This is a genomic window from Mesorhizobium sp. USDA 4775 (assembly GCF_054062655.1).
On record NZ_JBSSFM010000001.1, the window covers coordinates 3,295,677 to 3,316,028 of the forward strand.

The 20,352-nt window shown below is 63.6% G+C and carries 18 protein-coding genes and 1 pseudogene; 11 read left to right on the forward strand and 8 right to left on the reverse strand.

What is annotated here, in order from left to right:
• The first annotated feature begins 53 nt into the window (after positions 1–53).
• A complete protein-coding gene (locus ACVILI_RS15995; protein ID WP_038646023.1) occupies positions 54–662 on the forward strand; it encodes a TetR/AcrR family transcriptional regulator in 609 nt (202 codons plus the stop codon).
• 2 nt (positions 663–664) lie between these two features.
• On the opposite strand, the gene ACVILI_RS16000 is transcribed toward ACVILI_RS15995, so the two are convergent.
• The 6 genes from ACVILI_RS16000 to ACVILI_RS16025 all read right to left on the reverse strand — a co-directional run bounded on the left by ACVILI_RS16000 (position 665) and on the right by ACVILI_RS16025 (position 6,949).
• A complete protein-coding gene (locus ACVILI_RS16000; RefSeq protein WP_038646026.1) occupies positions 665–1,105 on the reverse strand; it encodes a TadE/TadG family type IV pilus assembly protein in 441 nt (146 codons plus the stop codon).
• Positions 1,102–1,707: a TadE/TadG family type IV pilus assembly protein gene (locus ACVILI_RS16005; RefSeq protein ID WP_063827325.1), complete on the reverse strand. Its 606-nt coding sequence runs from the start codon at positions 1,705–1,707 to the stop codon at positions 1,102–1,104. Before ACVILI_RS16005 ends, ACVILI_RS16000 begins: the two co-directional genes overlap by 4 nt.
• Positions 1,704–3,776, reverse strand: coding sequence for a TadE/TadG family type IV pilus assembly protein (locus ACVILI_RS16010; RefSeq protein WP_240564731.1), 2,073 nt, complete (start codon positions 3,774–3,776; stop codon positions 1,704–1,706). Before ACVILI_RS16010 ends, ACVILI_RS16005 begins: the two co-directional genes overlap by 4 nt.
• 354 nt (positions 3,777–4,130) lie before the next feature.
• On the reverse strand, positions 4,131–5,786 hold the full coding sequence (gene groL, locus ACVILI_RS16015; RefSeq protein WP_019857432.1) for a chaperonin GroEL: 1,656 nt from the start codon (positions 5,784–5,786) through the stop codon (positions 4,131–4,133).
• A 62-nt stretch (positions 5,787–5,848) separates the two neighbouring features.
• The gene (groES, locus tag ACVILI_RS16020; RefSeq protein ID WP_010915433.1) at positions 5,849–6,145 is read right to left on the reverse strand and encodes a co-chaperone GroES; all 297 of its coding nucleotides are present in this window, start codon (positions 6,143–6,145) and stop codon (positions 5,849–5,851) included.
• Positions 6,146–6,322: 177 nt separating this feature from the next.
• Complete coding sequence (locus ACVILI_RS16025) at positions 6,323–6,949, reverse strand: TetR/AcrR family transcriptional regulator (RefSeq protein ID WP_038646032.1); 627 nt, start codon at positions 6,947–6,949, stop codon at positions 6,323–6,325.
• Positions 6,950–7,073: 124 nt separating this feature from the next.
• Here ACVILI_RS16025 and ACVILI_RS16030 point away from each other — a divergent pair, with 124 nt between their 5' ends.
• The 5 genes from ACVILI_RS16030 to ACVILI_RS16050 all read left to right on the forward strand — a co-directional run bounded on the left by ACVILI_RS16030 (position 7,074) and on the right by ACVILI_RS16050 (position 12,273).
• The gene (locus tag ACVILI_RS16030; protein WP_038646035.1) at positions 7,074–8,261 is read left to right on the forward strand and encodes an MFS transporter; all 1,188 of its coding nucleotides are present in this window, start codon (positions 7,074–7,076) and stop codon (positions 8,259–8,261) included.
• Between the two features lie 12 nt (positions 8,262–8,273).
• The gene (locus ACVILI_RS16035) at positions 8,274–9,554 is read left to right on the forward strand and encodes a D-arabinono-1,4-lactone oxidase (RefSeq protein ID WP_202379281.1); all 1,281 of its coding nucleotides are present in this window, start codon (positions 8,274–8,276) and stop codon (positions 9,552–9,554) included.
• Positions 9,551–10,696, forward strand: coding sequence for a DSD1 family PLP-dependent enzyme (locus ACVILI_RS16040; protein WP_038646037.1), 1,146 nt, complete (start codon positions 9,551–9,553; stop codon positions 10,694–10,696). The genes ACVILI_RS16035 and ACVILI_RS16040 overlap by 4 nt, the downstream gene beginning before the upstream one ends.
• Before the next feature lie 61 nt (positions 10,697–10,757).
• Entirely contained in the window at positions 10,758–11,708 is a 951-nt protein-coding gene (locus tag ACVILI_RS16045) for a bifunctional helix-turn-helix transcriptional regulator/GNAT family N-acetyltransferase (RefSeq protein WP_038652491.1), read from the forward strand.
• 250 nt (positions 11,709–11,958) lie between these two features.
• Positions 11,959–12,273, forward strand: coding sequence for an antibiotic biosynthesis monooxygenase family protein (locus ACVILI_RS16050; protein ID WP_038646040.1), 315 nt, complete (start codon positions 11,959–11,961; stop codon positions 12,271–12,273).
• 153 nt (positions 12,274–12,426) lie between these two features.
• On the opposite strand, the gene ACVILI_RS16055 is transcribed toward ACVILI_RS16050, so the two are convergent.
• Positions 12,427–13,260: an AraC family transcriptional regulator gene (locus ACVILI_RS16055; protein WP_038646043.1), complete on the reverse strand. Its 834-nt coding sequence runs from the start codon at positions 13,258–13,260 to the stop codon at positions 12,427–12,429.
• 216 nt (positions 13,261–13,476) lie between these two features.
• Here ACVILI_RS16055 and ACVILI_RS16060 point away from each other — a divergent pair, with 216 nt between their 5' ends.
• The 4 genes from ACVILI_RS16060 (at position 13,477) to ACVILI_RS16075 (ending at position 18,133) form a co-directional block, all read left to right on the forward strand.
• On the forward strand, positions 13,477–14,505 hold the full coding sequence (locus ACVILI_RS16060; protein ID WP_038646046.1) for a LacI family DNA-binding transcriptional regulator: 1,029 nt from the start codon (positions 13,477–13,479) through the stop codon (positions 14,503–14,505).
• Positions 14,502–16,019: a sugar ABC transporter ATP-binding protein gene (locus ACVILI_RS16065; RefSeq protein ID WP_038646049.1), complete on the forward strand. Its 1,518-nt coding sequence runs from the start codon at positions 14,502–14,504 to the stop codon at positions 16,017–16,019. The genes ACVILI_RS16060 and ACVILI_RS16065 overlap by 4 nt, the downstream gene beginning before the upstream one ends.
• Entirely contained in the window at positions 16,019–17,074 is a 1,056-nt protein-coding gene (locus ACVILI_RS16070) for an ABC transporter permease (RefSeq protein ID WP_019857445.1), read from the forward strand. The genes ACVILI_RS16065 and ACVILI_RS16070 overlap by 1 nt, the downstream gene beginning before the upstream one ends.
• A gap of 69 nt (positions 17,075–17,143) precedes the next feature.
• Positions 17,144–18,133: a substrate-binding domain-containing protein gene (locus ACVILI_RS16075; RefSeq protein ID WP_038646057.1), complete on the forward strand. Its 990-nt coding sequence runs from the start codon at positions 17,144–17,146 to the stop codon at positions 18,131–18,133.
• 127 nt (positions 18,134–18,260) lie between these two features.
• Here the strand turns inward: ACVILI_RS16075 and ACVILI_RS16080 are convergent.
• Positions 18,261–19,219 (reverse strand): annotated as a pseudogene (locus tag ACVILI_RS16080) (DMT family transporter).
• Positions 19,220–19,539: 320 nt separating this feature from the next.
• Between ACVILI_RS16080 and ACVILI_RS16085 the strand changes: the two are divergent.
• A complete protein-coding gene (locus ACVILI_RS16085; RefSeq protein ID WP_240564730.1) occupies positions 19,540–20,154 on the forward strand; it encodes a class I SAM-dependent methyltransferase in 615 nt (204 codons plus the stop codon).
• The last annotated feature ends 198 nt before the right edge of the window (positions 20,155–20,352 follow it).

Sequence of the window (20,352 nt, forward strand, 5' to 3'; positions counted from 1 at the left end):
GATTGTCATATTCGATGCAAGGCCTATAATGATCGCTGCTGACAGAGGTTGACATGGCGAACGACACCCGCACCCGCATACTCGACACGACCGCGCTGCTGCTCCGGCAGCGCGGCTATCACGGCACCTCGCTCAACGACATATTGAGCGCCAGCGGCGCGCCGCGTGGTTCGCTCTACTTCCATTTTCCGGGCGGCAAGGACCAACTGGTGATCGAGGTGACGCGCGACAGTGTTGCCGGGGTGACGGCGAGGCTGGGGGAAGCGCTGGCGGCCGAAAGGGATCCGGCGGTGGCGGTCCATCATATCTACCAGGCGGTGGGGCGCATGCTGGAAGACAACCAGTTTTCGCTCGGCTGTCCGATCGCGCCTGTCGTGCTGGACTCACCGACCGACGTGCCGGAGCTGGCGGATTTGTGCCGCGCGGCCTTCGAGCAGTGGATAGGCCTGTTGCGTGAGGCCTTCGTCAGGGCCGGAGTGCCCCAACGCCGCGCCCACGCCCTGGCGCTGCTGGTTGAATCGTCGCTGGAAGGGCTGATGGTGATCGCCCGCGCCACCCGAGACCGCGCCCCGCTACAGGCGGTGGCGGACGAGGTCGCGGCGCTGATCGAAGCCGCGGTGCTTGCCGGCGAGGCACGGCAGCGCGCGGAGGCCGCTGTCTGAAGTCAAGCCCCCTGGTTCGGGAAGCAGGCGCTGGCGCTGAGGTTCGGGCCGTTCGCCAGCGACGTCAGGAAGCCCGGTAGCACGGTCGTGAAGTTGTAGGAAACCTGGACGCTCGAAAAGCCGGACAGGCCCGAGCAGGTGGTGTTGTTGCTGACGGCGATGTTGGCATTGCTGAGCACGATGCCGTCGGTTGCCGCCCTGCTGCTGATATAGCTGATGGCGCTGGCGGCGTTGTAGACGCCGTTCTGCGTGCATCCGCTCTGCAGCACGCCGACGCAACGCGCCCCTGCCGCGGCGATCTCATTCAGCACATGCTGGGCCCAGTACATGCGGCCGAACTCGAACGTGCCCATCAGCACCATCAGCAACGGTACAGACAGCAAGGCGAACTCAACGGCGTTGGCACCGGATTTGTCGCGCAGGAAGGATCGGCGACGGCTCATTGCGGTTGCACCACGGCCTTGACGGTGATGTTGCCGTTGCTGACGATGCCGAAGCCGCCGAAAAGCGGCGTATAGGGCTTGCTGGCCGTGATCGTTACGAATTTCCCGGCAATGCCGCCGCCACTGCAGATGCTGCCGCATGCCATCGGGGTGCTCCAGGCCACGGCCCCTGAGCTGCCTGGGCAATAGCAGAGATCGGCATTGGCGGCCGTGCCGCTCTGGGTGGCCGTGGACGTGGTGGCGTTATAGGCAAGTGCCGCACCGTTGTTGATGACGACCTGAATGCTGCCGCCATTGCCGCTCAGGCCGCTGGTGACCACCGTCGCAATGTTGCCGGCCAGCGCGCCGCCGCCGGTGGAATTGACCTTGTCGCCATTGAGCAGCGCATAGTTCGAACCAGCCGAAAGCGCCGAGCTCAGTTCGAATTTGGCCTTCAATGAGCCGCCTATGTCGACGGTTCCGGCCAGGATGACCAACAGCACGGGGCTGACCAAAGCGAACTCGACCGCCGACACGCCGGCTTTCTGGCGCCGCAGGAAGTCAGTGAACGCGAAGCGCCAGCTGGCCAACAAGCCGGGGTCGGGGCGTGACTGCTGTCTCATTGCACGAGGCTCACCTTGCTGCTGCCACCGGCACTCGAGGCGGCAATGCATTCCGATGCAGCCGTAGTGCCGCCCGACAGCGTGATGCGTGAGCCGATCATCTGCAGACACTTGCTCGGGTCGGTGTTCGACCCCAGCACGCTCGATCCGCCATTCATGATGATCGGGCCGTAGGGAAAATAGAATGCGCCCGATATCTGGGCGTTGGAGCCGCCTTCGGCGAAGGTCGCGCCGCCGGTGTTGGAACTGCCGGTGGGGCCGATCACCGCCAGCTTCGCCGTCGCTCCCGACTGGGGTGCGGTGAGCACGATGTTGCTGTAGCCGGCGGCCACGCAGAAGACATAGCCGTTGCAACTTCCCGAACTGGATTTGGCCTTGCCCGACAGGACAAGCGTCACATTGGCGCCGCTGACGCTGATCGTGCTGCCGTTGCAGTTGGCGCTGCCGCCGCCATTGCCGCCCAGTGCGAAATAGCCATCCACGGTGTAGACACCGGCGCCGAGCAGGATGGCGCCCGAGCCGATGAAGTTGCCGGCGATGTCATGCTGCGCCGCGGCCGGCACCACAAAGCAACTGCCGCCGCCGCCGCCATTCACATTGCCGACGACCTGGAAAACGCTGCTGGCGCCAGTCGCATCGGCCATGATCGTTGTCGAACCGCCGCCGAGCGTGATCGCGTCGCCATTGCTGCCTGGCCCGATCTTGTAGGAATTGGTCGTACCCGAGCCGAAGGTGAGCGTTCCGGTGTTGGTATAGCCGCCGGGGAGCTCGAAGGTGCTCGGTCCGCCGAAGGTCAAGGTGGAGGTGTTGCAGATGCTGACTTGCCCCGAGCCATTGCAGGTGTTGTCGCTGCGGCCGATCTTGAAGGTGCCGGCGCCGAATGTCGTGGTGGCACCGCCGCCGGTTGTCAGCCCCCTCGCGAAGTTGAAACTGCCGGCGCCGAAGGTGGTTGTTCCGCCTGTTGTCACCTGCTTGCCGAAATTGTAGGTGCCGGTCCCGAACGTGGTGGTTCCGGCCGTGGTGAGGGTCTTGGCGAAGTTGTAGGTGCCTGGCCCGAAATTGGTGGTGGCGCTGGTCGTGAGATCGCCGGCGATATTGTAAACCGTCGTTGCCGCGCCGCTCGTGGCGAAGTTGAGGTTGATGCCGCCGCCGATGGTGATGGTGCCCAGGTTGACCGTGGTCTTGCTGCCGCAGTTCAGCGTCCATGTCGACGACGACGATGCCCAACTGGCGGTGCAGCCGAGCGCGTTCGCCTGGCCTTGGGTCGGGCCTGTGTTCCAGCCGAAGTCGATGTTGTTGCCGTTGGGAGTGGTGGGCGCTGTTGGCGCGGCCGTCGTCGAAAGCGCGGCAACCGTTGCAATACGGGCCACGGCGGCCGTGACCGCGGCATTGCCGGCGAGCGGGTCGGGGGTGGATTTCTTGGTGATCACCGCGGTCGCCCCGCCTGGGCCGGTGATGCCGCTGCACGGCTGGCTCGGTGCGGCGGCGGAATTGTAGTTGACACCGAGCGCCGAAATGCTGGTGCCGCAGGGGACGGTCACCGTGTTGTTGGAAGAGACGGTACACTTCTGCGCCGAGATCGAAGTGCCGCCGCTCAGCGTCAGACCGGTCTGTGTGCCGTCGAGCGCGAGCATGCATCCGGGCGTTTGCGGCTGCGCGCCAAGCTCGGCCACCGAATTGGCATAGATCTGCAACTGCTGGCGATCGTTGAGAACGCGTGCCAGGAACAGCGTCCTGTAGGTGTTGATCGACACCGAAACGGCGTTGACACCGGTCGTCTTCGGGGAGGCGACCAGGTTGACCTGTACATTGGCGGCAGGAACGCCGTTGAGCACCGCGACGCCGACGGCGGTGGCCGTCATCTGCGAGGTGGACTTGTTCACGTTATAGGCGAGGGCGCCCGCATAGGCCGACAGGTCGGCGACTCGCTGATTATCGGCCCGCTCGACGAGTGCTGCGCCATATTCGGTCACCAGGGCGGCCATGCCGATCAGGACCGGCATCACCAGTGCCGAGATGATCAGCACGTTGCCGTCGCGGTTCCGCAAAAATCGCCGGAAAATTTGCATCGATGGGTACCCGACACGCCACACGCAGGAGCAACCTCGCCGTGCTCCCGCCCTTTAGTAATCGCGAATGTGTTAAAGAATATTGTCTGACAAATTTACCTAGCGCCGTCAAAGAGTAGTTAAGCCTTTGATTTTGCTGGAAAATTGCTCGAGAATGAGAGGGTTGCGCCGTCTAGCGGTGCGGACCTCGATGGTCGCTATCGTTGCAGGAAGCAATGAAAAAAGGGCGGCATCGCTGCCGCCCTTTCCGTATGCATAATAAGCCAGGTGGCCTGGATTAGAAATCCATGCCGCCACTCAAGCCCGCTTGCGGGCTTGAGCAATGTTAGTTCATGGGCGTGCTTTATGGGCTTCTTAGAAATCCATGCCGCCCATGCCGCCCATGCCGCCGCCGCCCATGCCGCCAGGCATGCCGCCGCCAGCCGACTCCTTCTTCGGAGCCTCCGCGATCATGGCTTCGGTGGTGACGAGCAGGCCGGCGACCGAGGCCGCGTCCTGGAGAGCCGTGCGCACGACCTTGACCGGATCGACGATACCCATGGCGATCATGTCGCCATATTCGCCGGTCTGGGCGTTGTAGCCGAAGGTCGCGCCCTTGTTCTCAAGGATCTTGCCGGCAACGATCGATGCTTCCGCACCGGCGTTCGAGGCGATCTGGCGAGCCGGAGCCTGCAGAGCGCGACGCACGATGTTGATGCCAGCAGCCTGGTCGGCATTGGCGCCGGCAGCCTTGATGTTGGCCGAAGCGCGCAGCAGGGCCACGCCACCGCCGGCAACAATGCCTTCTTCCACGGCCGCGCGGGTCGCGTTCAGCGCATCGTCAACGCGGTCCTTCTTTTCCTTGACTTCGACTTCCGTCGCGCCGCCGACGCGGATCACCGCAACGCCGCCCGCGAGCTTCGCGAGACGTTCCTGCAGCTTCTCCTTGTCGTAGTCCGAAGTGGTCTCTTCGATCTGCTGCTTGATCTGAGCAACGCGGCCCTGGATCTCGGCCTTCTTGCCGGCGCCGTCGACGATGGTGGTGTTCTCCTTGGAGATCGACACCTTCTTGGCGCGGCCGAGCATGTTGAGGCCGACATTCTCGAGCTTGATGCCGAGGTCTTCCGAGATGACCTGGCCACCGGTGAGGATGGCGATGTCTTCCAGCATGGCCTTGCGGCGATCACCGAAGCCCGGAGCCTTGACGGCGGCGATCTTCAGGCCGCCACGCAGCTTGTTGACGACCAGCGTGGCCAGGGCCTCGCCTTCGACGTCTTCCGAGATGATGAGCAGCGGCTTGGAGGTCTGCACGACGGCTTCGAGAACCGGCAGCATCGCCTGCAGGTTGGAGAGCTTCTTCTCGTGGAGCAGGATGTAGGCGTCCTCGAGATCGGCAACCATCTTGTCGGCGTTGGTGACGAAGTAGGGCGAGAGGTAGCCGCGGTCGAACTGCATGCCTTCGACGACTTCGAGTTCGGTCTCGGCGGTCTTGGCTTCCTCAACCGTGATGACGCCTTCGTTGCCGACCTTCTGCATCGCTTCTGCGATCATCTTGCCGACCGACTCGTCGCCATTGGCGGAGATCGTGCCGACCTGGGCAACTTCCTCGGAGGTCTTGATCTTCTTGGCAGCCTTGCCGAGCGCCGTGACGACTTCGCTGACGGCGAGGTCGATGCCGCGCTTCAGGTCCATCGGGTTCATGCCGGCGGCAACCGCCTTGTGGCCTTCCTGGACGATCGACTGCGCCAGAACGGTCGCGGTCGTGGTGCCGTCGCCGGCGATGTCGTTGGTCTTCGAAGCAACTTCGCGGACCATCTGCGCGCCCATGTTCTCGAACTTGTCCTCAAGCTCGATTTCCTTGGCGACGGTGACGCCGTCCTTGGTGATGCGCGGGGCGCCGAACGACTTGTCGATGACGACGTTGCGGCCCTTGGGGCCGAGCGTGACCTTCACCGCGTCGGCGAGGATGTTGACGCCGCGCAGCATGCGCTCACGGGCATCACGGGAGAATTTTACGTCTTTAGCAGCCATTTTTAGCTCCTGGCAGGGGCTTGGGATAAAGCCCGGAATTCAGTTGACGGTGAGGCCGATGATCAGCCGATGATGCCCATAATGTCGGATTCCTTCATGATCAGAAGGTCTTCGCCATTGAGCTTGACTTCGGTGCCCGACCACTTGCCGAACAGGATGCGGTCGCCAGCCTTGACGTCCAGGGGGACCAGCTTGCCGCTTTCGTCGCGCGCGCCGGAGCCGACGGCGATGATTTCGCCTTCCTGCGGCTTTTCCTTCGCCGTATCCGGGATGATGATCCCGCCGGCGGTCTTGGATTCGGATTCGACCCGGCGAACGACCACGCGGTCATGAAGCGGGCGGAACTTCGACTTTGCCATTTTTTCTTCCTCGAGTGAGAACGGTGAGAAACAGTTCCTCCGTCCGGCGAAGCCGGACATATAGTTAGCACTCACCAAGGGCGAGTGCTAACGTGGGGCTGAAATAGGCCGCCGACCTGCGAGAGTCAAGGCGCGCGGCAGCCTCGAAAGGCGGTAATTTTTTCCATGGATTGGGGCTTAGAGAAACAACCGCAACTGCGTGTGGATGATCGACCGGTAATCCTCGACGGTTTGGCGGCTTTCCGCTTCGCCCTCAGCGAGCGCCAGGCGCACCACACCGCCGGCGAGCTGGAAGATCAAGAGAACCATGCGTTCGAACTGTTCATGCTTGCCCGGCTCGATCAAGGCGGTGACATGGTCGCAGAACATCTTGGCCTGATGCCGGGTTTCGGCGATGTCTAGATTCTTGAGCGCCTTGTCGGCCTGGATGGCGTTCTGCAGGTCCTGGATGGCCGGATCTCCGGCGACGCGGCCGAGGTAGTCGTCGAGCAACCGGTCGGCGGCGGCGATGACGTCCTTGGCTTCGCGGACATCGGCGAGGATATCAGTCAATCGCGCACGGCTCACCTCTGAAAATCGCTCATAGAGCATCGCCAGGATCGCCGACTTGTTGGGAAAGTAGTGATAGACGGTGGCGATCGGCCCGCCTGCCAACGCGCCGACTTCCTTCATGGTGACGGCGTCGATGCCCTTCTCGCCGATTAGCCGCATCGTCGTCGACAGGATGGCGTCGATGCGCTCGCGGCTGCGCTCCTGCTTGGGCTTGCGCCTCGGTTCGGTCGCTGTTCGCCTTACTTCCACCATGCACCGGTCTTTCGCACGAATTGCCAAATTCTGGTTGACAAAAAATATGATCAAGTATCAGTTTCTGAAATGCTGACAGATTGTCAGCTTTTTTGCCGCGCGGCAAGGACGTTGGGAGGCGCCTTTGACTTCGACAAATGCCGGGCACACTGGCACTGGCGACTGGCTGGTCGGCAATCCGACCGGCAGGCAGCTTGCTTCGGCCCTGTGGATCGGCTCGGTCGGTCTGCTCATCCTAGGCCTGCAGCCAGTGCTGCTCGGCGCCCTTTACACCGAGGGACATGTCAGCGGCGACGAACTGGCGCTGGTCGCCACCGCCGAGATGATCGCCATCGCGATCGGTTCGGCGATCGTCGCGATGCTGCTGTCGGCCCGCAACATGCACTGGAAAAGCGCGGTGCTGCTGCTCCTGCTGGCGCTGGCGCATGTCTGGACGGCCTATGCCGCCGGCGCCAATGCGTTGATGGCGGCACGCGCCTTGGCCGGGCTTGCGGAAGGCGGGCTGGTCGCGGTCGCCACCGAATTGATCGCCCGTTCGCGGCGCGCCGAACGCATCGGCGGCTTTTTCGTCACCATGCAGACGCTGGCGCAATGCGCGCTTGCCCTGCTGCTGGCGCTCTATGTCATCCCGGCCGCCGGATCGGCTGGCGGCTTCCTCATTCTCGCGGTCGTCTGCGTCCTGTCGCTCATCGTCGCCTTCGTCGTCCCCGCTGACTACGCCGACCTGCCCAAGGACGAGAACCTGACCAATGTGCTGACGGCTCCCTCGATCACCGCGCTGTTGTGCGTCTTCTGCTATTTCATGTTCTTCGGCGCGGTCTGGGCGTTTCTGGAACCGCTTGGCACCCAATTCGGCATCGATGGCCGCACCGTCGGCCTGATCGTCTCGGCGAGCCTCGCGGCGCAGGTCTCGGGGGCGATGATGGCGACCGCGTTCGAAGCGCGCATCGACTACCGCCTTGCCGTTGCTGCGATCGGTGTGGTCGCGCTGGTCTGCTCGCTGGTTCTCGCCAGCGGACCCGACCTTATCACATTCTGGATGGCCGCCTTGGCCATGGGCTTCATCCTCCTGTTCATCGTGCCCTACCAGATCCGGCTGGCGATCACCGCCGACGAGACGCGCACCGCCGTGCTCTTGGTGCCGGCGGCACAGCTTTTTGGCCTGGCGATCGGGCCGATCGCGGCATCCTTGCTCATCGACGGCAAGGATTTCCGCCCGGTTCCGGAATTCGCCGCCGCCAGCGCCGTTGCCAGTGTCGCCTTGCTCGGCCTGTTCATCCTCGTGTCGCGGCGTCGCCGCGCCGTTGCCTGAGCGGAGGGCAGCATGTCGAACATCTGGAGCAACTGGTCGGGCTTTGTCACCGCTGAACCCCGGCTGATCGCAAGCCCCGCCGATGCGGGCGAACTCGGCGATCTCGTTCGCACCGCGCCCGGCCCAATCCGCGTCGTTGGCGCGGGACATTCCTTCACGCCGCTGGTCAAGTCGCAAGGCACCATCCTGTCCCTGGAGAGGCTGGAGGGGCTGGTCTCGCATGACGCGCAAAGGCATCGGGCACGCGTGAAGGCAGGGACGCGGCTTGGTCCGCTCATGCACATACTGCAGGGCATCGGCCAGGGCCTGCCCAATATGGGCGACATCGACCGCCAGGCGATCGGCGGCGCGCTGGGGACCGCTACCCATGGCTCGGGGCCGACGCTAGGCGCCTATCATACGCAATTGGAGACGGTGCAGATCGTCGACGGGCTTGGCAAGGTTCGCGACGTCACCAGGGCAGGGGATCAGGATATGATCCACGCCATAGGCGTCGCGCTCGGTGCGTTCGGTGTCTTGAGCGAAGTGACGCTGAACAACATCGCGACCTACCGGCTGCGGCGCCGCAAATGGGTGCTGCCGATCGGCGACATGCTGCGCGACTTCGAAAAGATGATGACCGCGCATCGCTCGGCCGAATTCTACTACATTCCGTTCTCTGGCTACGCGCAGTTTATCGCCAGCGACTTCAGCACCGAGGCGACCACCGCGCGCCCGACCGACGATGACGAAGGCTCCTTGCGCACGCTGCGCCGGCTGCGCACCGGGCTTGCCTGGCTGCCGTCACTGCGCCGCCGGCTGATCCTTGGCGCGGTCGCGAAAGTGCCGTCCGAGGATTATGTGCAGGACTGGCTCAACGTCTATGCCAGTGACCGCCAGACCAAGTTCAACGAGATGGAATATCACCTTCCGTTCGAGGAGGGGCCGAAGGCGCTGGCCGAAATCATCGAGCTGACCGAAAAACGCTTCCCCGAAGTCTATTTCCCGATGGAGGTGCGCAGCGTCGCGGCTGATCCGTTCTGGCTTTCGCCCTTCTACAACAGGCCGACCTGCTCGATCGCCATCCACCATGACGCCGCGAGCGATCCGCTGCCCTTCATGCAGGCGGCCGAGCCGATCTTCCGCAGATATGGCGGCAGGCCGCATTGGGGCAAGATGCACAGCCTGAAGGCGGCGGACTTCAAGAAGCTCTATCCGCGCTGGGACGACGCCATGGCGGTGCGCCGCGACATCGATCCGCAAAACCGCTTCGTCTCGCCTTACATGGCCGGCCTGTTCGGCATCGAGCCATGAGCGCCTATTTCGCGACGCTTTCGCAGGCGCTGAAGCAAGCCGGCATCTTCCAACCCTGCCTGTTGCTCGACCGCGACCGGCTGGACGGCAACATTGCGCTGGTGGGAGAGAGACTGGCGCCCGGCCTTGCCGTGCGGCTGGTCGACAAGTCGCTCGCTTGCCTGCCGCTGCTTGCGCATATCCGCAAGGCGCTTGGAACCGACCGCTTCATGACTTTCCATCCGCCGATCAGTGAGGCGGTGCTGAAGGCGTTTCCGGACGCAGGTCTCCTGTACGGCAAACCGATGCCAGTCGGGACGGCAAGGGCGGCACTGGTGAAGGGTAGCGCCGACTGGTCACGTGTCTGCTGGCTGATCGACAGTGATGAAAGACTGGCGGAATATGGCGCTCTCGCGATCGAACTCGATATCGAGCTCCGCATTGCCTTCGAGATCGATGTCGGACTGCATCGCGGCGGCTTCGCCGAACCGGAGGCCTTGTCGCGGGCGCTGAAGCAGGTGTCGGTCCACAAAAAGCTGCGCTGCGAAGGCGTCATGGCCTATGAGGCGCATGCGCCGCGCATTCCCGGCCTGTTCGGCGGGCCGGCCAAGGCGTTGGCGCAGGCTTCGGAGCGGGCCTCGGCTTTCGTGGCGCGCCTCGGTCCGGACCAGCGCCGCATCCTGAACATTGGCGGCAGCAAGACCGCGCTGCTTCATCATGGCGTCATGGCCAATGAAGTGTCGATGGGGTCGGCCTTCGTGCTGCCCGGCGATTTCGACACAGCCGGCCTCGACGGCTTCCAGCCGGCCGCCTTCATCGCGACGCCGATCCTGAAAATTGTCGAGCCGATGCTGCCGGGCCCGCCGGCCGTTACCCGCCTGCTGCAGGCACTCGGCCGGTTCCCGCGCAAGGGCTGCTACCTCTATGGCGGCAAGTGGATGGCTGAGCCGGTCTTTCCCGACGGCATGAGGACGAATGGCCTGCTCGGCCTGTCGTCCAACCAGCAATTCATGGGTCTGCCGGCTGACACCACTGTGATGCCCGGCGATTATGCGTTCCTGCGGCCGACGCAGAGCGAGGCCGTGCTGCAGCAATTCGGGCCGATCGCGGTGCTTTCCCAGGGCAGGATCGTCGATCGCTGGCCGGTCTTGCCGATGATGTGATCACATCATATAGTTGACTCCGTCAAGTAAACGATTGATCCTGTGAAGGCAGGAGATGACCATGACGATTCACCATCAGGCCAACAACGAAGCGCCCAACAAGCACCTGATCGATGCGGTGCGGGCTTTCAACCGCTTCTACACCCGCCAGATCGGCCTGCTCGACGAAGGGCTGCTGCAAAGCGCCTTCTCGCTGACCGAGGCGCGTGTGCTTTACGAGCTGGCGCATCGCGACGGTTTGACCGCGACCGACCTGGGGCGCGATCTCGGTCTCGACGCCGGCTATGTCAGCCGTTTGCTGAAGAAGTTCGAACGCGATGACCTCATCTCCAGGTCGACGCTGGTTTCGGATGCCAGGCAATCCTCGATTGCGCTGACGCCGGCGGGCAGGAATGCCTTCGCGCCGCTGAACAAGGGTTCGCATGACCAGGTGGCCGCCTTGCTCGATCGGCTGCCCGCTTCGGAGCAGGACCGGCTGGTGAAGTCGATGCGGACGGTCCAGGCGCTGCTGGACGAAAGCGCCGAGCCGAAAATCCCCTATCTGCTGCGGCCGCTGCAGATCGGTGACATCGGCTGGATCACCCGCCGGCAAGGCCTGCTCTACGCTCAGGATTATGGCTGGGATGAAACCTACGAGGCGCTGGTCGCCGAAATCCTCGCGGCGTTCGTCAAATCCTTCGACCCGAAATGGGAGCGCAGCTGGATCGCCGAGCGCGATGGCGAGGTCGTCGGTTCGGTCTTCGTCGTGCGCAAGTCGCCCGAGGTGGCGAAGCTCAGATTGCTTTATGTCGAGCCTTCGACACGCGGCCTTGGCATCGGCGCGCGTCTGGTCGATGAGTGCATCGCCTTCGCGCGGGCCAAGGGTTACAAGACGCTGACGCTTTGGACCAACGATATACTGGGCTCGGCGCGCCGCATCTATCAGGCGGCGGGCTTCAAGCTGATCGACGAAGAGCGCCACCATTCCTTCGGCAAGGATCTGGTCGGGCAGACGTGGGATCTCGACCTCTAGCGAACGCTGTCCGGCATCCCACGATGCGCGGTTGTTGGCGCCTTGCGTCGATGAGATGAGGCGCGGGTCGAAAAGGACCCTTGAGCGGCATATGGTAAGCCCGCTCCCTTCCACAAGCTGGAAGCTCCGTTCCCATCCAATATGGGAACCCGCGGCAAGCCCACCGCGTGCTTTACGCCGGGCTTGGCGTTCGGGGTCTTCGCTGATCGGCGTTCCTTCGTTTGCCTGGCGCCAACGAAGGAGAAGCAAAATGCCCATCATTCGCGCCGACACCGGCGTCATCAGCCAGATCAATGTCTTCACCGTGCCTGAAGGCGGACAGCAGGCGCTGATCGACTTGCTGCGGGAGACGGCAATGAGTTGCCGAGGCATTCCCGGCTGGATGTCCGCCAGCCTGCACCGAAGTCTCGACGGCACGCGGGTCGTCAACTACGCCCAGGCGCGGGATCAGGCGGCCATGCAGCGGGTCTTCGAGCATCTGCGTAGCAACGGTTTTCTCGACCGCAACCGGGCCTTGGGTCAGGCTCATCCCGGCCTCTACGAGGTCGCTCTCACCGTGGAGTAGGCGAAGCGGCGGATCGTACCTTGGCCCATGCCAAGGTAAGATCTGCTCGATACCAGAGCAATTCCAGGAAAAGTGTGAAGCGGTTTTCCGTCCGGAATTGCTCCAAAACAAGAGTTAGAGCGGTTCGCCGTTTCCGTGAAACGGTGAAACGCTCTAGGACTTGACCGGTATCCAGATCTCCAACCCGCCATTGCCGCTGCGCGGATCGAACTCCGAGCCATAGCGTTCGAATTCCGGCGCGTCCGCTATCTCGTGCCCGGAGGCCGGCAGCCATTTGTTCCAGATCGTGTTGACGGTGCGGCGGATGGTCGAAATGTGCTCGCGATGCGAAAACACCGCATATTTCTGCGCCGGTATGCGCACGCGGCTGAATTCCCTGGGAAGGTCGGAAAAGTCTGTGACCTCGACACCGGCGATGTAGTCGAAATTGCCGGCATCGTCGCCGTTGACGCAGACGCCATAGGCGACGTCACCGGTCTCGCCCGGAATGTTGCCGATATAGGGGCCGAAGCGCTGCCATTGCATGGGAATGGCGGCGCTGGTCTCGCAGCTGTAGCGTTCGCCCAGCCCCGCGATCAGGAACGGCCGGCTGGTCTCGAAGCGCGGTGGCTCGAGCTTTGCAAGAAAGGACTGGTCCATCAGGATCGGCTCCACGAGGTCGAGGGTCTTGGTCGAGCCTTGCGCGCGCACCAGCTCCGGCGTCGTGCCGAACTGGTCGCGGAAGGCCCGGGTGAAGGCCTCATGCGAGTTGTAGCCGGCATCGAGCGCCACCGAGAGGATGTCGGGCGCCCCGTCGGCCAGCCTGCGCGCCGCCTCGGTCAAGCGCCGTGCGCGCGCATAACCCATGACGGAGCGGCCGGTGGCGGCGCCGAAGGCGCGCGTCACATGAAAGCGCGAGACGCCGCTGCTTGCCGCGACATCGTCGAGCGAGATCGCCTCCGGCAGATGGCTCTCGACAAACCACAGCGCTTTCTCGGTCGGGTTCATGGCTTCTCGCATTTGGCCGGACCATCTTGCCGCTTTCTTGCGTGGCAATTTGATCGAAATTGCGCAGCGCGCGAATTTGGTCGAACAAAGTCATCGAATCGATTGCGCAAACGTTTCGATGACATTATGGTCCATCGAAATCCGCCAAAGCCAATGAGAGCGGACTGGAACGCATCATCAGGGAGGAGCGCTTGCCAGCACTCCATTTGAGTCGCCATGCCGACAATGGCTGAGGTCGCGCGCCGCGCCGGCGTATCGGTTTCGACCGTCTCGCATGTCATCAACCGCACCCGCTTCGTCTCGCCGGAGAAGGCCCGGCTCATCAACGACGCAATCGCCGCGATGGGCTACCAGCCCAACGAACTGGCACGGTCGCTGAAAGTCGCCTCGACCAACAGCGTCGGCCTGGCGATCTCGGCGATTTCCAACCCTTATTTCACCGATATCATCTGTGCGGTGGAGGCCGAATGCGCGCGCCTCGGCCTCATGGTCTTCCTCTCCGACACGCAGGAGGACCCCGACCGCGAGCTTTCGGTGGTGCGCGCCTTCCACCAGCGTCGCGTCGACGGCGTAATCCTGGCGCCGTCGGGCGCGCCGCAGCGCGCCATCGATTACCTGGCCGAGAAGAAGCTGCCCTGCGTGCTCATCGATCGTTTCGCCGACGAGCGTTTCGACCAGATCGGTGTCGAGAACCAGTCATCGATGCGCGCGCTGATCGATCATGTCGCCGCCTTCGGCCACAAGCGCATCGGCTACATCGCCGGCCAGCCGGGTCTGGCGACGACCCGCGAACGCGTCGAGGCCTTTCGCGCCTCGCTGGTCGCCAATGGACTTGAATGCCTGCCGCACTATGTCTCGCCGGAGAATGTCGACACGGCGAGCGCGACCGCAGCGACCCATGCGATCCTGTCTCTGCCGTCGCCGCCCACCGCATTGGTCACGGGCAACAACATGACGACCATCGGGGCAGTTCGCGCCATCCGCGAGAGGGGGCTCTCTATCCCCGGCGACCTGTCGCTCGCCGGCTTCGACGACTTCGAATGGGCCGATTGCTTCGAGCCGCGGCTGACACTGGTCGCGCAACCATGCACCGAGATCGGACGGCAGGCGGCCGCCCTGCTGTGCGCTCGCATTGCATCGACCGACCTGGAGCCGCAGGCGGTGCGGCTGCGGGCGGCGCTGCAGGTGCGGGAGTCCTGCGCGAGGCCGGCCCCCCATGAGGTCAGCCCCATGAGGTCGGCATGAGCGCGCCGCTGCTTTCCGTCACCGGTGCGGTCAAGCGCTTCGGCGGCGTCCAGGCGCTGCGCGGCGTCGACTTCCACCTCAAGGCGGGCGAGATCCATGCCTTGCTTGGCGAAAACGGCGCCGGTAAATCGACGCTGATGAACCTGTTGTCGGGCGTCTACACGCCGGACGAGGGCACCATCCACATCGACGGCAAGCCGATCACCTTCAACAACCCGCGCGAGGCGCAGGCGGCCGGCATCGCCACCATCTTCCAGGAACTCGACCTGGTGCCGACACTCGACGTCGCCGCCAACCTTTTCCTTGGCCGCGAGTTGATGCGGCCCGGTGGTTTCCTCGACGTGCCGGCAATGCGCAGCGAGGCGCGCAAGCGTCTCGAAGCCATCGAATTGGCCATCGATCCGGCCAGCATGGTGGCGAACCTGTCGATCGGCCAGCGCCAGGTCGTGGCCATCGTCAAGGCGCTGTCCTACGCCTCGCGCGTGCTGATCATGGACGAGCCGACGGCCGCACTCACGGTAGGTGAGGTCGACAGGCTGTTCGACATCATGCGCAAGCTCGCCGCCAGCGGCGTCGGCATCGTCTACATCTCGCATCGCCTCGAGGAGGTACCGCAGATCGCCGACCGGGTGACGGTCATGCGCGACGGTCGCGTCGCGGGCGTCACCGAGCCGCACGCGCCGCAGGCCGAACTGGTCCGGCTTCTGGTCGGCCGGCCGCTGGATGAGCTTTATCCCGAACGGTCGACGAAGGCCGGCAAGACACTGCTCAGCTTGCGTGATGCCAGCTTCAGGCTCGCCCATGAAAGCGCCGGCTGGCAGCCGCCGAGCGGCGTCTCGCTCGACGTCAAGGCGGGCGAGATCGTCGGGTTGGCCGGCATCATGGGGGCAGGGCGCACCGAACTGCTCAGCGCGCTCTATGGCACCGGCCTGTCCGGCCGTTGGGAAGGCGAGGTTGCTATAAATGGCCGGCCTGTAAGGCTGGATTCGATCAGGGCGGCCCGCGCGGCCGGCATCGCCTTCGTCACCGACGATCGGCGCGGCAGCGGGCTGATGCTCAGAATGGCGGTGGGCCTCAACCTGGTCATGTCGGTGATCCGCCGCATCTCGCCCTTCGGCCTGATGTCGCAGCGCCGCCAGGCGGATGCGGTGAAGCAGTCCTTCGGCCAGTTCGATATCAGGCCGAAGAATCCCGACATCGCCGTCGGCGCGCTGTCCGGCGGCAACCAGCAGAAGGTGGTGCTGGCCAAGGAGATTCTCGGCAATCCCCGGCTGCTGCTGCTCGACGAACCGACCCGCGGCGTCGATGTCGGTGCCAAGGGCGAGATCTACGCGCGGCTGAGGCAGTTGGCGGCGCAGGGGCTCGGCATATTGGTTGCGTCCAGCGAGATGCCGGAGCTCATCGGCCTGTGCGACCGGATCGTGGTGCTGCGCCAAGGGCGCAACGTGGCGGAATTCATCGGCGGCGTCGACGAGCACACGGTGCTTGACGCGGCAAATGGCAGGGAGGCCTGATGTCTGAACAGAAGATTTCGGTGACAGCGAGCCCCGCTGTGCCGGCGGCAGCGCCCAAGCATCGCGATCCGCTCGCCCTTGTGGTGCGCTTCCAGAGCCTGATCGGCCTGGTGGTGGTGGCGATCGGCGGCATCATCTTCTCGCCGCGCCGGCACGGCCAGATCCTGTTCCTCGATCCCGACAACATCGCCAACATCGTGCGCGCCGTGTCGGAAACCGGCATCATCGCCATTGGCATGACCTTCGTCATCATCACCGCCGGCATCGACCTGTCGGTTGGCGCGGTGCTCGGCCTGTCCAGCGTCGTCACCGCGTCGATGATGATCTCGGGTGGATTCGGGCTCATTCCCACCATCCTCGCCGTGCTCGTCATGGGCATCGTCTTCGGCGCCATCCAGGGCACTATCTCCACCCGCTTTCGGCTGGAGCCGTTCATCGTCACGCTTGCTGGCTTGCAGGCGGCGCGCGGCCTGGCGCTGGTCGTCTCGGGCAACCAGTACATCAACATTTCCTATGGCGACGGGCCGGGGCTGGCACCGCCTGTGTTTGCGATCCTCGGAGAGCGGCTGTTCAACAACACCGTGCCGGTCGCCACCATCGTCTTCATCGTCTTTGCCGCGATCGCAACGATCGTGCTCAACACGACGCGCTTCGGCCGCTATGTCTTTGCCGTTGGCGGCAACGAGCGCGCGGCGCGCATTTCCGGCGTGCCCGTTTCGATGGTGAAGATCTCGGTCTATGCCATCACCGGTTTTGCTTCGGCTCTGGCCGGCATCGTGCACGCCGGCCAGTTCAATTTCGGCAGCGCCAATGACGGCATGGGCTACGAACTGACAGCCATCGCCGCCGTGGTCATCGGCGGCACAAGCCTGTTTGGCGGCGCCGGCTCGATGGTCGGCACCGTGGCCGGCACCATCATGCTGGGCGCGCTCGCCAACATCCTGCAGCTCAACAACATCACGCCGGCAATGCAGTTACTCGCGACCGCCGCGATCATCGTGCTGGCGGCAGTGCTTCAATCCCTCGTTCGCCGCCGCGAGGGTTTGGGTCGTTAGGAGGAAGGCGGCAACAAAGTCGAAGTCAACCAAGGTCTGGCCCCCGGCCCGACGAGGAGGAGAGTGAGTATGAAGACCACAAGACAAGGAACGAGGCGCACGCTTCACGCCGTGCTTCTGGCAGGCGCGGGCCTGTGCATTGCGGGATCCGCCCAGGCTGCAGACCCGATGGTCAAGGCCTGCGCCAAGGACGGCCAGTTCATCATCGGCTTTTCGCAGGCCAACAATGCCGAGCCCTATCGTCAGCACGTCAATGACGAGCTGACCGCGGCGGCCAAGACCGTGCCGGGCTTCACGCTGCAGATCGCCGACGGCGCCGGCAACGTCAACACGCAGACCTCGCAGGTCGACAATTTCATCACCCAGAAGGTCGATCTGCTGCTGATCTCGCCCTTCGAGGCGGCACCGCTGACGCCGGCGGTGAAACGCGCCATGGATGCCGGCATCCCGGTCATCGAGCTCGACCGCAAGACGGTCGGCGATCCCGGCAAGGACTACACCGCCTTCATCGGCGGCGACAATTACAAGATCGCGCTCGAGGCCGGCAAATACACCGCCAAGACCTTGCTGCCGGATGGCGGCGAGGCGGCGGTGCTGGAAGGCTTGCCGAGCTCGACGCCGGCGGTTGAGCGGCTGAACGGCTTCAAGGACGGCGTCAAGGAGAATGCCAAGATCCAGGTCGTCGCCGAGCAGGCCGCCGACTGGGTGCCGGACAAAGCCCAGACCGCCTTTGCCGCCATGCTGCAGGCGCATCCCGACATCAAGGTGCTCTATGCCTCCAACGACATGATGGCGGCCGGCGCGCTGCTTGCCGCCAAGGGAGCTGGCAAGGACGTCAAGATCATCGGCACCGACGGCCTGCCCGGACCGGCCGGCGGCATCGAGGCCGTCGCAAAAGGCGACTGGGCGGCGACCTTCACCTATCCGACGGGCGCCAAGGAAGCGATCGAGATGTCGAAGAAGATCCTGCTCGACTGCGCGACTTCGGTGGAACCAACGGTGACGGTGGAAACGACCGCGATCACGGCGGAGAACGCCAAGCAACTGATGGGGAAGTGAGGGCCGGAGAGCCCGGCACTGAACTTGATGCGCAAGGCCCCGGAAGGGGCCTTGTTCGTTTTGGGGGGGCCTGCCGAAGAATGGCAACTTCATGGCGCACTTCGGTCATTCGCGCGGCTATAGATTTCTACGCCACGCGTGGTTGAGCTGGCCTGGGTTTGACCACGGTGGCGAGTATGATGCCGGCGACAATGAAGGCCGCACCGACCAGATCGTAATCGTGCAATTCCTCGCCGAGCAGCAGATAGGCAAGCATGGCGACGAACACCGTCTGCAGGTAGAGCAGCATGCTCGCCCGACTCGCGCCGAGTGTTTCCACGCTCTTGTTGTAGAGATAGTACATCAAGGCGCCGCCGGGTCCTGCCAGATAGGCGAGCGCGAGAATGCTGTGGACGTCCATGGCGGAGCGTGCGTCGTTGAACAATTCCCACAAATGGAAAGGCAACGCGACCAGCGCACCGGCGCCGAGCAGCAGCACGACCATCGGCAGGAGTTCGATGCCGAATTTGGCACGGCGCAAAAGCACGGTGTAGAGGCCCCAGCAGAACGCGCTGCCGACGATCCACAACTCGCCGGCGTTGAACTCGAGTTGCAGCAGCGCCGTCAGGTTCCCGTGGGCAACGATGAAAATCATTCCGGCGAGCGCAACCAGCGCGCCAAGCGACTTCCACAGTCCGAGCGGTTCGCCAAGCACGAAACGCGCGAGCACCATCGTCATGACAGGCGAAAGCGCCATGATGATGCCGGCCGTGGTGGCGTTGGTGTCGTTGAGGCCATGGTAGATCATACCCTGGCATAGGGTGAGGCCGATCGCCCCCACGGCGACGACCTCCAAGGCGCGAGTTCGCAAAAGCCCAATCATGGCGTCGTGATGACGGTGCACAATCGGCAGTAGGATGGCGCAGGCAAGCGTCAGCCGCCAAAAGCAGAGCCCCAGGGCGGCATTTCAGGCGCCACCCATTTGGCCGCGATATAGACACCAGCCGAAAGCAGCCAGCACAGGATGGCGGCCGGATAGCCGGTCAAGGAGGATATGGGCCCGACCGCGGGTTGCGCGGCTTGATGCGCTATCGGCATTGCCTGCATGTCATGTCCTCCCCTTCGATGACGTCTGCCGACGGGGTAACATAGCCTGCGTCGTTGGGTCGTGCATCCGTTTTGAAGGGTGAGGTCGCGTACGCTTTTACTTTGGTATCGGGAGGTCGCGTGTCAGCTTTTCGCGTTGCATAGCCTGGCAGTGGCGGTTGGCAGTCGACCCAAATGTGACATTTAGTTCTGGTCGCGCTCCTGCCAGGATTTGGCATCCCGCCCCAACCGCTTACCTTGCGTTCAACTCCGCCATATAAGCATTCGAAATCCCGGGGGCGCCGCGAATGCTAGACAACTACAACCTCGACCGCTTCGGCGTGATCCACCAGATCGACGCCACGCCGATCACATACGACAAGCAATACATTTCCTATTACGAGGATCTGAGCGACCGGACCATCAAGCTCGGCTATCAGCGGCTTGGCTGGGTGCTGGGGATCACCGGTGAGATACCGCGGTCCGTGTTGGAGATTGGCTATGGCACCGGCACCTTCATTGAGGCCGCCAAGATTACCGGGGTTGCCGACTGTGCCGGCTGCGACATCACCAAATTTCCGCTGCCCGAGGGCGTCCGCTTTGTCGATTGGGACGAGGCGCTCGCCGGCTCGTGGGATCTCGTCGCCATGTTCGACGTGCTCGAGCACATTCCGGATCTGGGTTTCCTCGCCCGCCTTCAGACCCGCCACCTGGCCATCGCCGTCCCTTACTGCCGCTGGCGTGAACTCGGCGCCGATGGCGATGCATGGTTCCGGACGTGGCGCATGCGTCTGCCCAACGAGCACCTGCACCATTTCGACCGTGACTCGCTGGTGGCGCTTCTCGCGCACTACGGCTTCGAATGCGTGACGCTGAATTGCTTTGAAGACGGGATCAGACTGCGGCCAGGCGAAGCGGGTCCAAATATTCTGTCAGGCTTTTTTAGAAAGCTGTAGCGCCGGTTTCCCTCGGCGACCGCGGCCAGGTGTCATGCCTCCTGCCTGGTGACCGCTCGCGGCTGAAAACCGAGGTACCGCCGAAGATTTATTGCGCGAGGACAGGGGTTCACATCGTCGAGAAATATCGCTTCAACGTAATGTTATTACATATTCTACGAAGCGCAGCGACATCGCAAAAAACCCATTGCGATGCGA

Bases quoted from the DNA above. Each gene is read 5' to 3' on its own strand.
- ACVILI_RS16005 (WP_063827325.1), bottom strand. From the start codon at position 1,707: ATGAGACAGCAGTCACGCCCCGACCCCGGCTTGTTGGCCAGCTGGCGC.
- ACVILI_RS16065 (WP_038646049.1), top strand. From the start codon at position 14,502: ATGAGCGCGCCGCTGCTTTCCGTCACCGGTGCGGTCAAGCGCTTCGGC.
- ACVILI_RS16055 (WP_038646043.1), bottom strand. From the start codon at position 13,260: ATGAACCCGACCGAGAAAGCGCTGTGGTTTGTCGAGAGCCATCTGCCG.
- ACVILI_RS16025 (WP_038646032.1), bottom strand. From the start codon at position 6,949: ATGGTGGAAGTAAGGCGAACAGCGACCGAACCGAGGCGCAAGCCCAAG.
- groES (WP_010915433.1), bottom strand. From the start codon at position 6,145: ATGGCAAAGTCGAAGTTCCGCCCGCTTCATGACCGCGTGGTCGTTCGC.
- ACVILI_RS16000 (WP_038646026.1), bottom strand. From the start codon at position 1,105: ATGAGCCGTCGCCGATCCTTCCTGCGCGACAAATCCGGTGCCAACGCC.
- ACVILI_RS16040 (WP_038646037.1), top strand. From the start codon at position 9,551: ATGAGCGCCTATTTCGCGACGCTTTCGCAGGCGCTGAAGCAAGCCGGC.
- ACVILI_RS15995 (WP_038646023.1), top strand. From the start codon at position 54: ATGGCGAACGACACCCGCACCCGCATACTCGACACGACCGCGCTGCTG.
- ACVILI_RS16045 (WP_038652491.1), top strand. From the start codon at position 10,758: ATGACGATTCACCATCAGGCCAACAACGAAGCGCCCAACAAGCACCTG.
- ACVILI_RS16075 (WP_038646057.1), top strand. From the start codon at position 17,144: ATGAAGACCACAAGACAAGGAACGAGGCGCACGCTTCACGCCGTGCTT.
- ACVILI_RS16010 (WP_240564731.1), bottom strand. From the start codon at position 3,776: ATGCAAATTTTCCGGCGATTTTTGCGGAACCGCGACGGCAACGTGCTG.
- ACVILI_RS16035 (WP_202379281.1), top strand. From the start codon at position 8,274: ATGTCGAACATCTGGAGCAACTGGTCGGGCTTTGTCACCGCTGAACCC.
- groL (WP_019857432.1), bottom strand. From the start codon at position 5,786: ATGGCTGCTAAAGACGTAAAATTCTCCCGTGATGCCCGTGAGCGCATG.
- ACVILI_RS16070 (WP_019857445.1), top strand. From the start codon at position 16,019: ATGTCTGAACAGAAGATTTCGGTGACAGCGAGCCCCGCTGTGCCGGCG.
- ACVILI_RS16060 (WP_038646046.1), top strand. From the start codon at position 13,477: ATGCCGACAATGGCTGAGGTCGCGCGCCGCGCCGGCGTATCGGTTTCG.
- ACVILI_RS16050 (WP_038646040.1), top strand. From the start codon at position 11,959: ATGCCCATCATTCGCGCCGACACCGGCGTCATCAGCCAGATCAATGTC.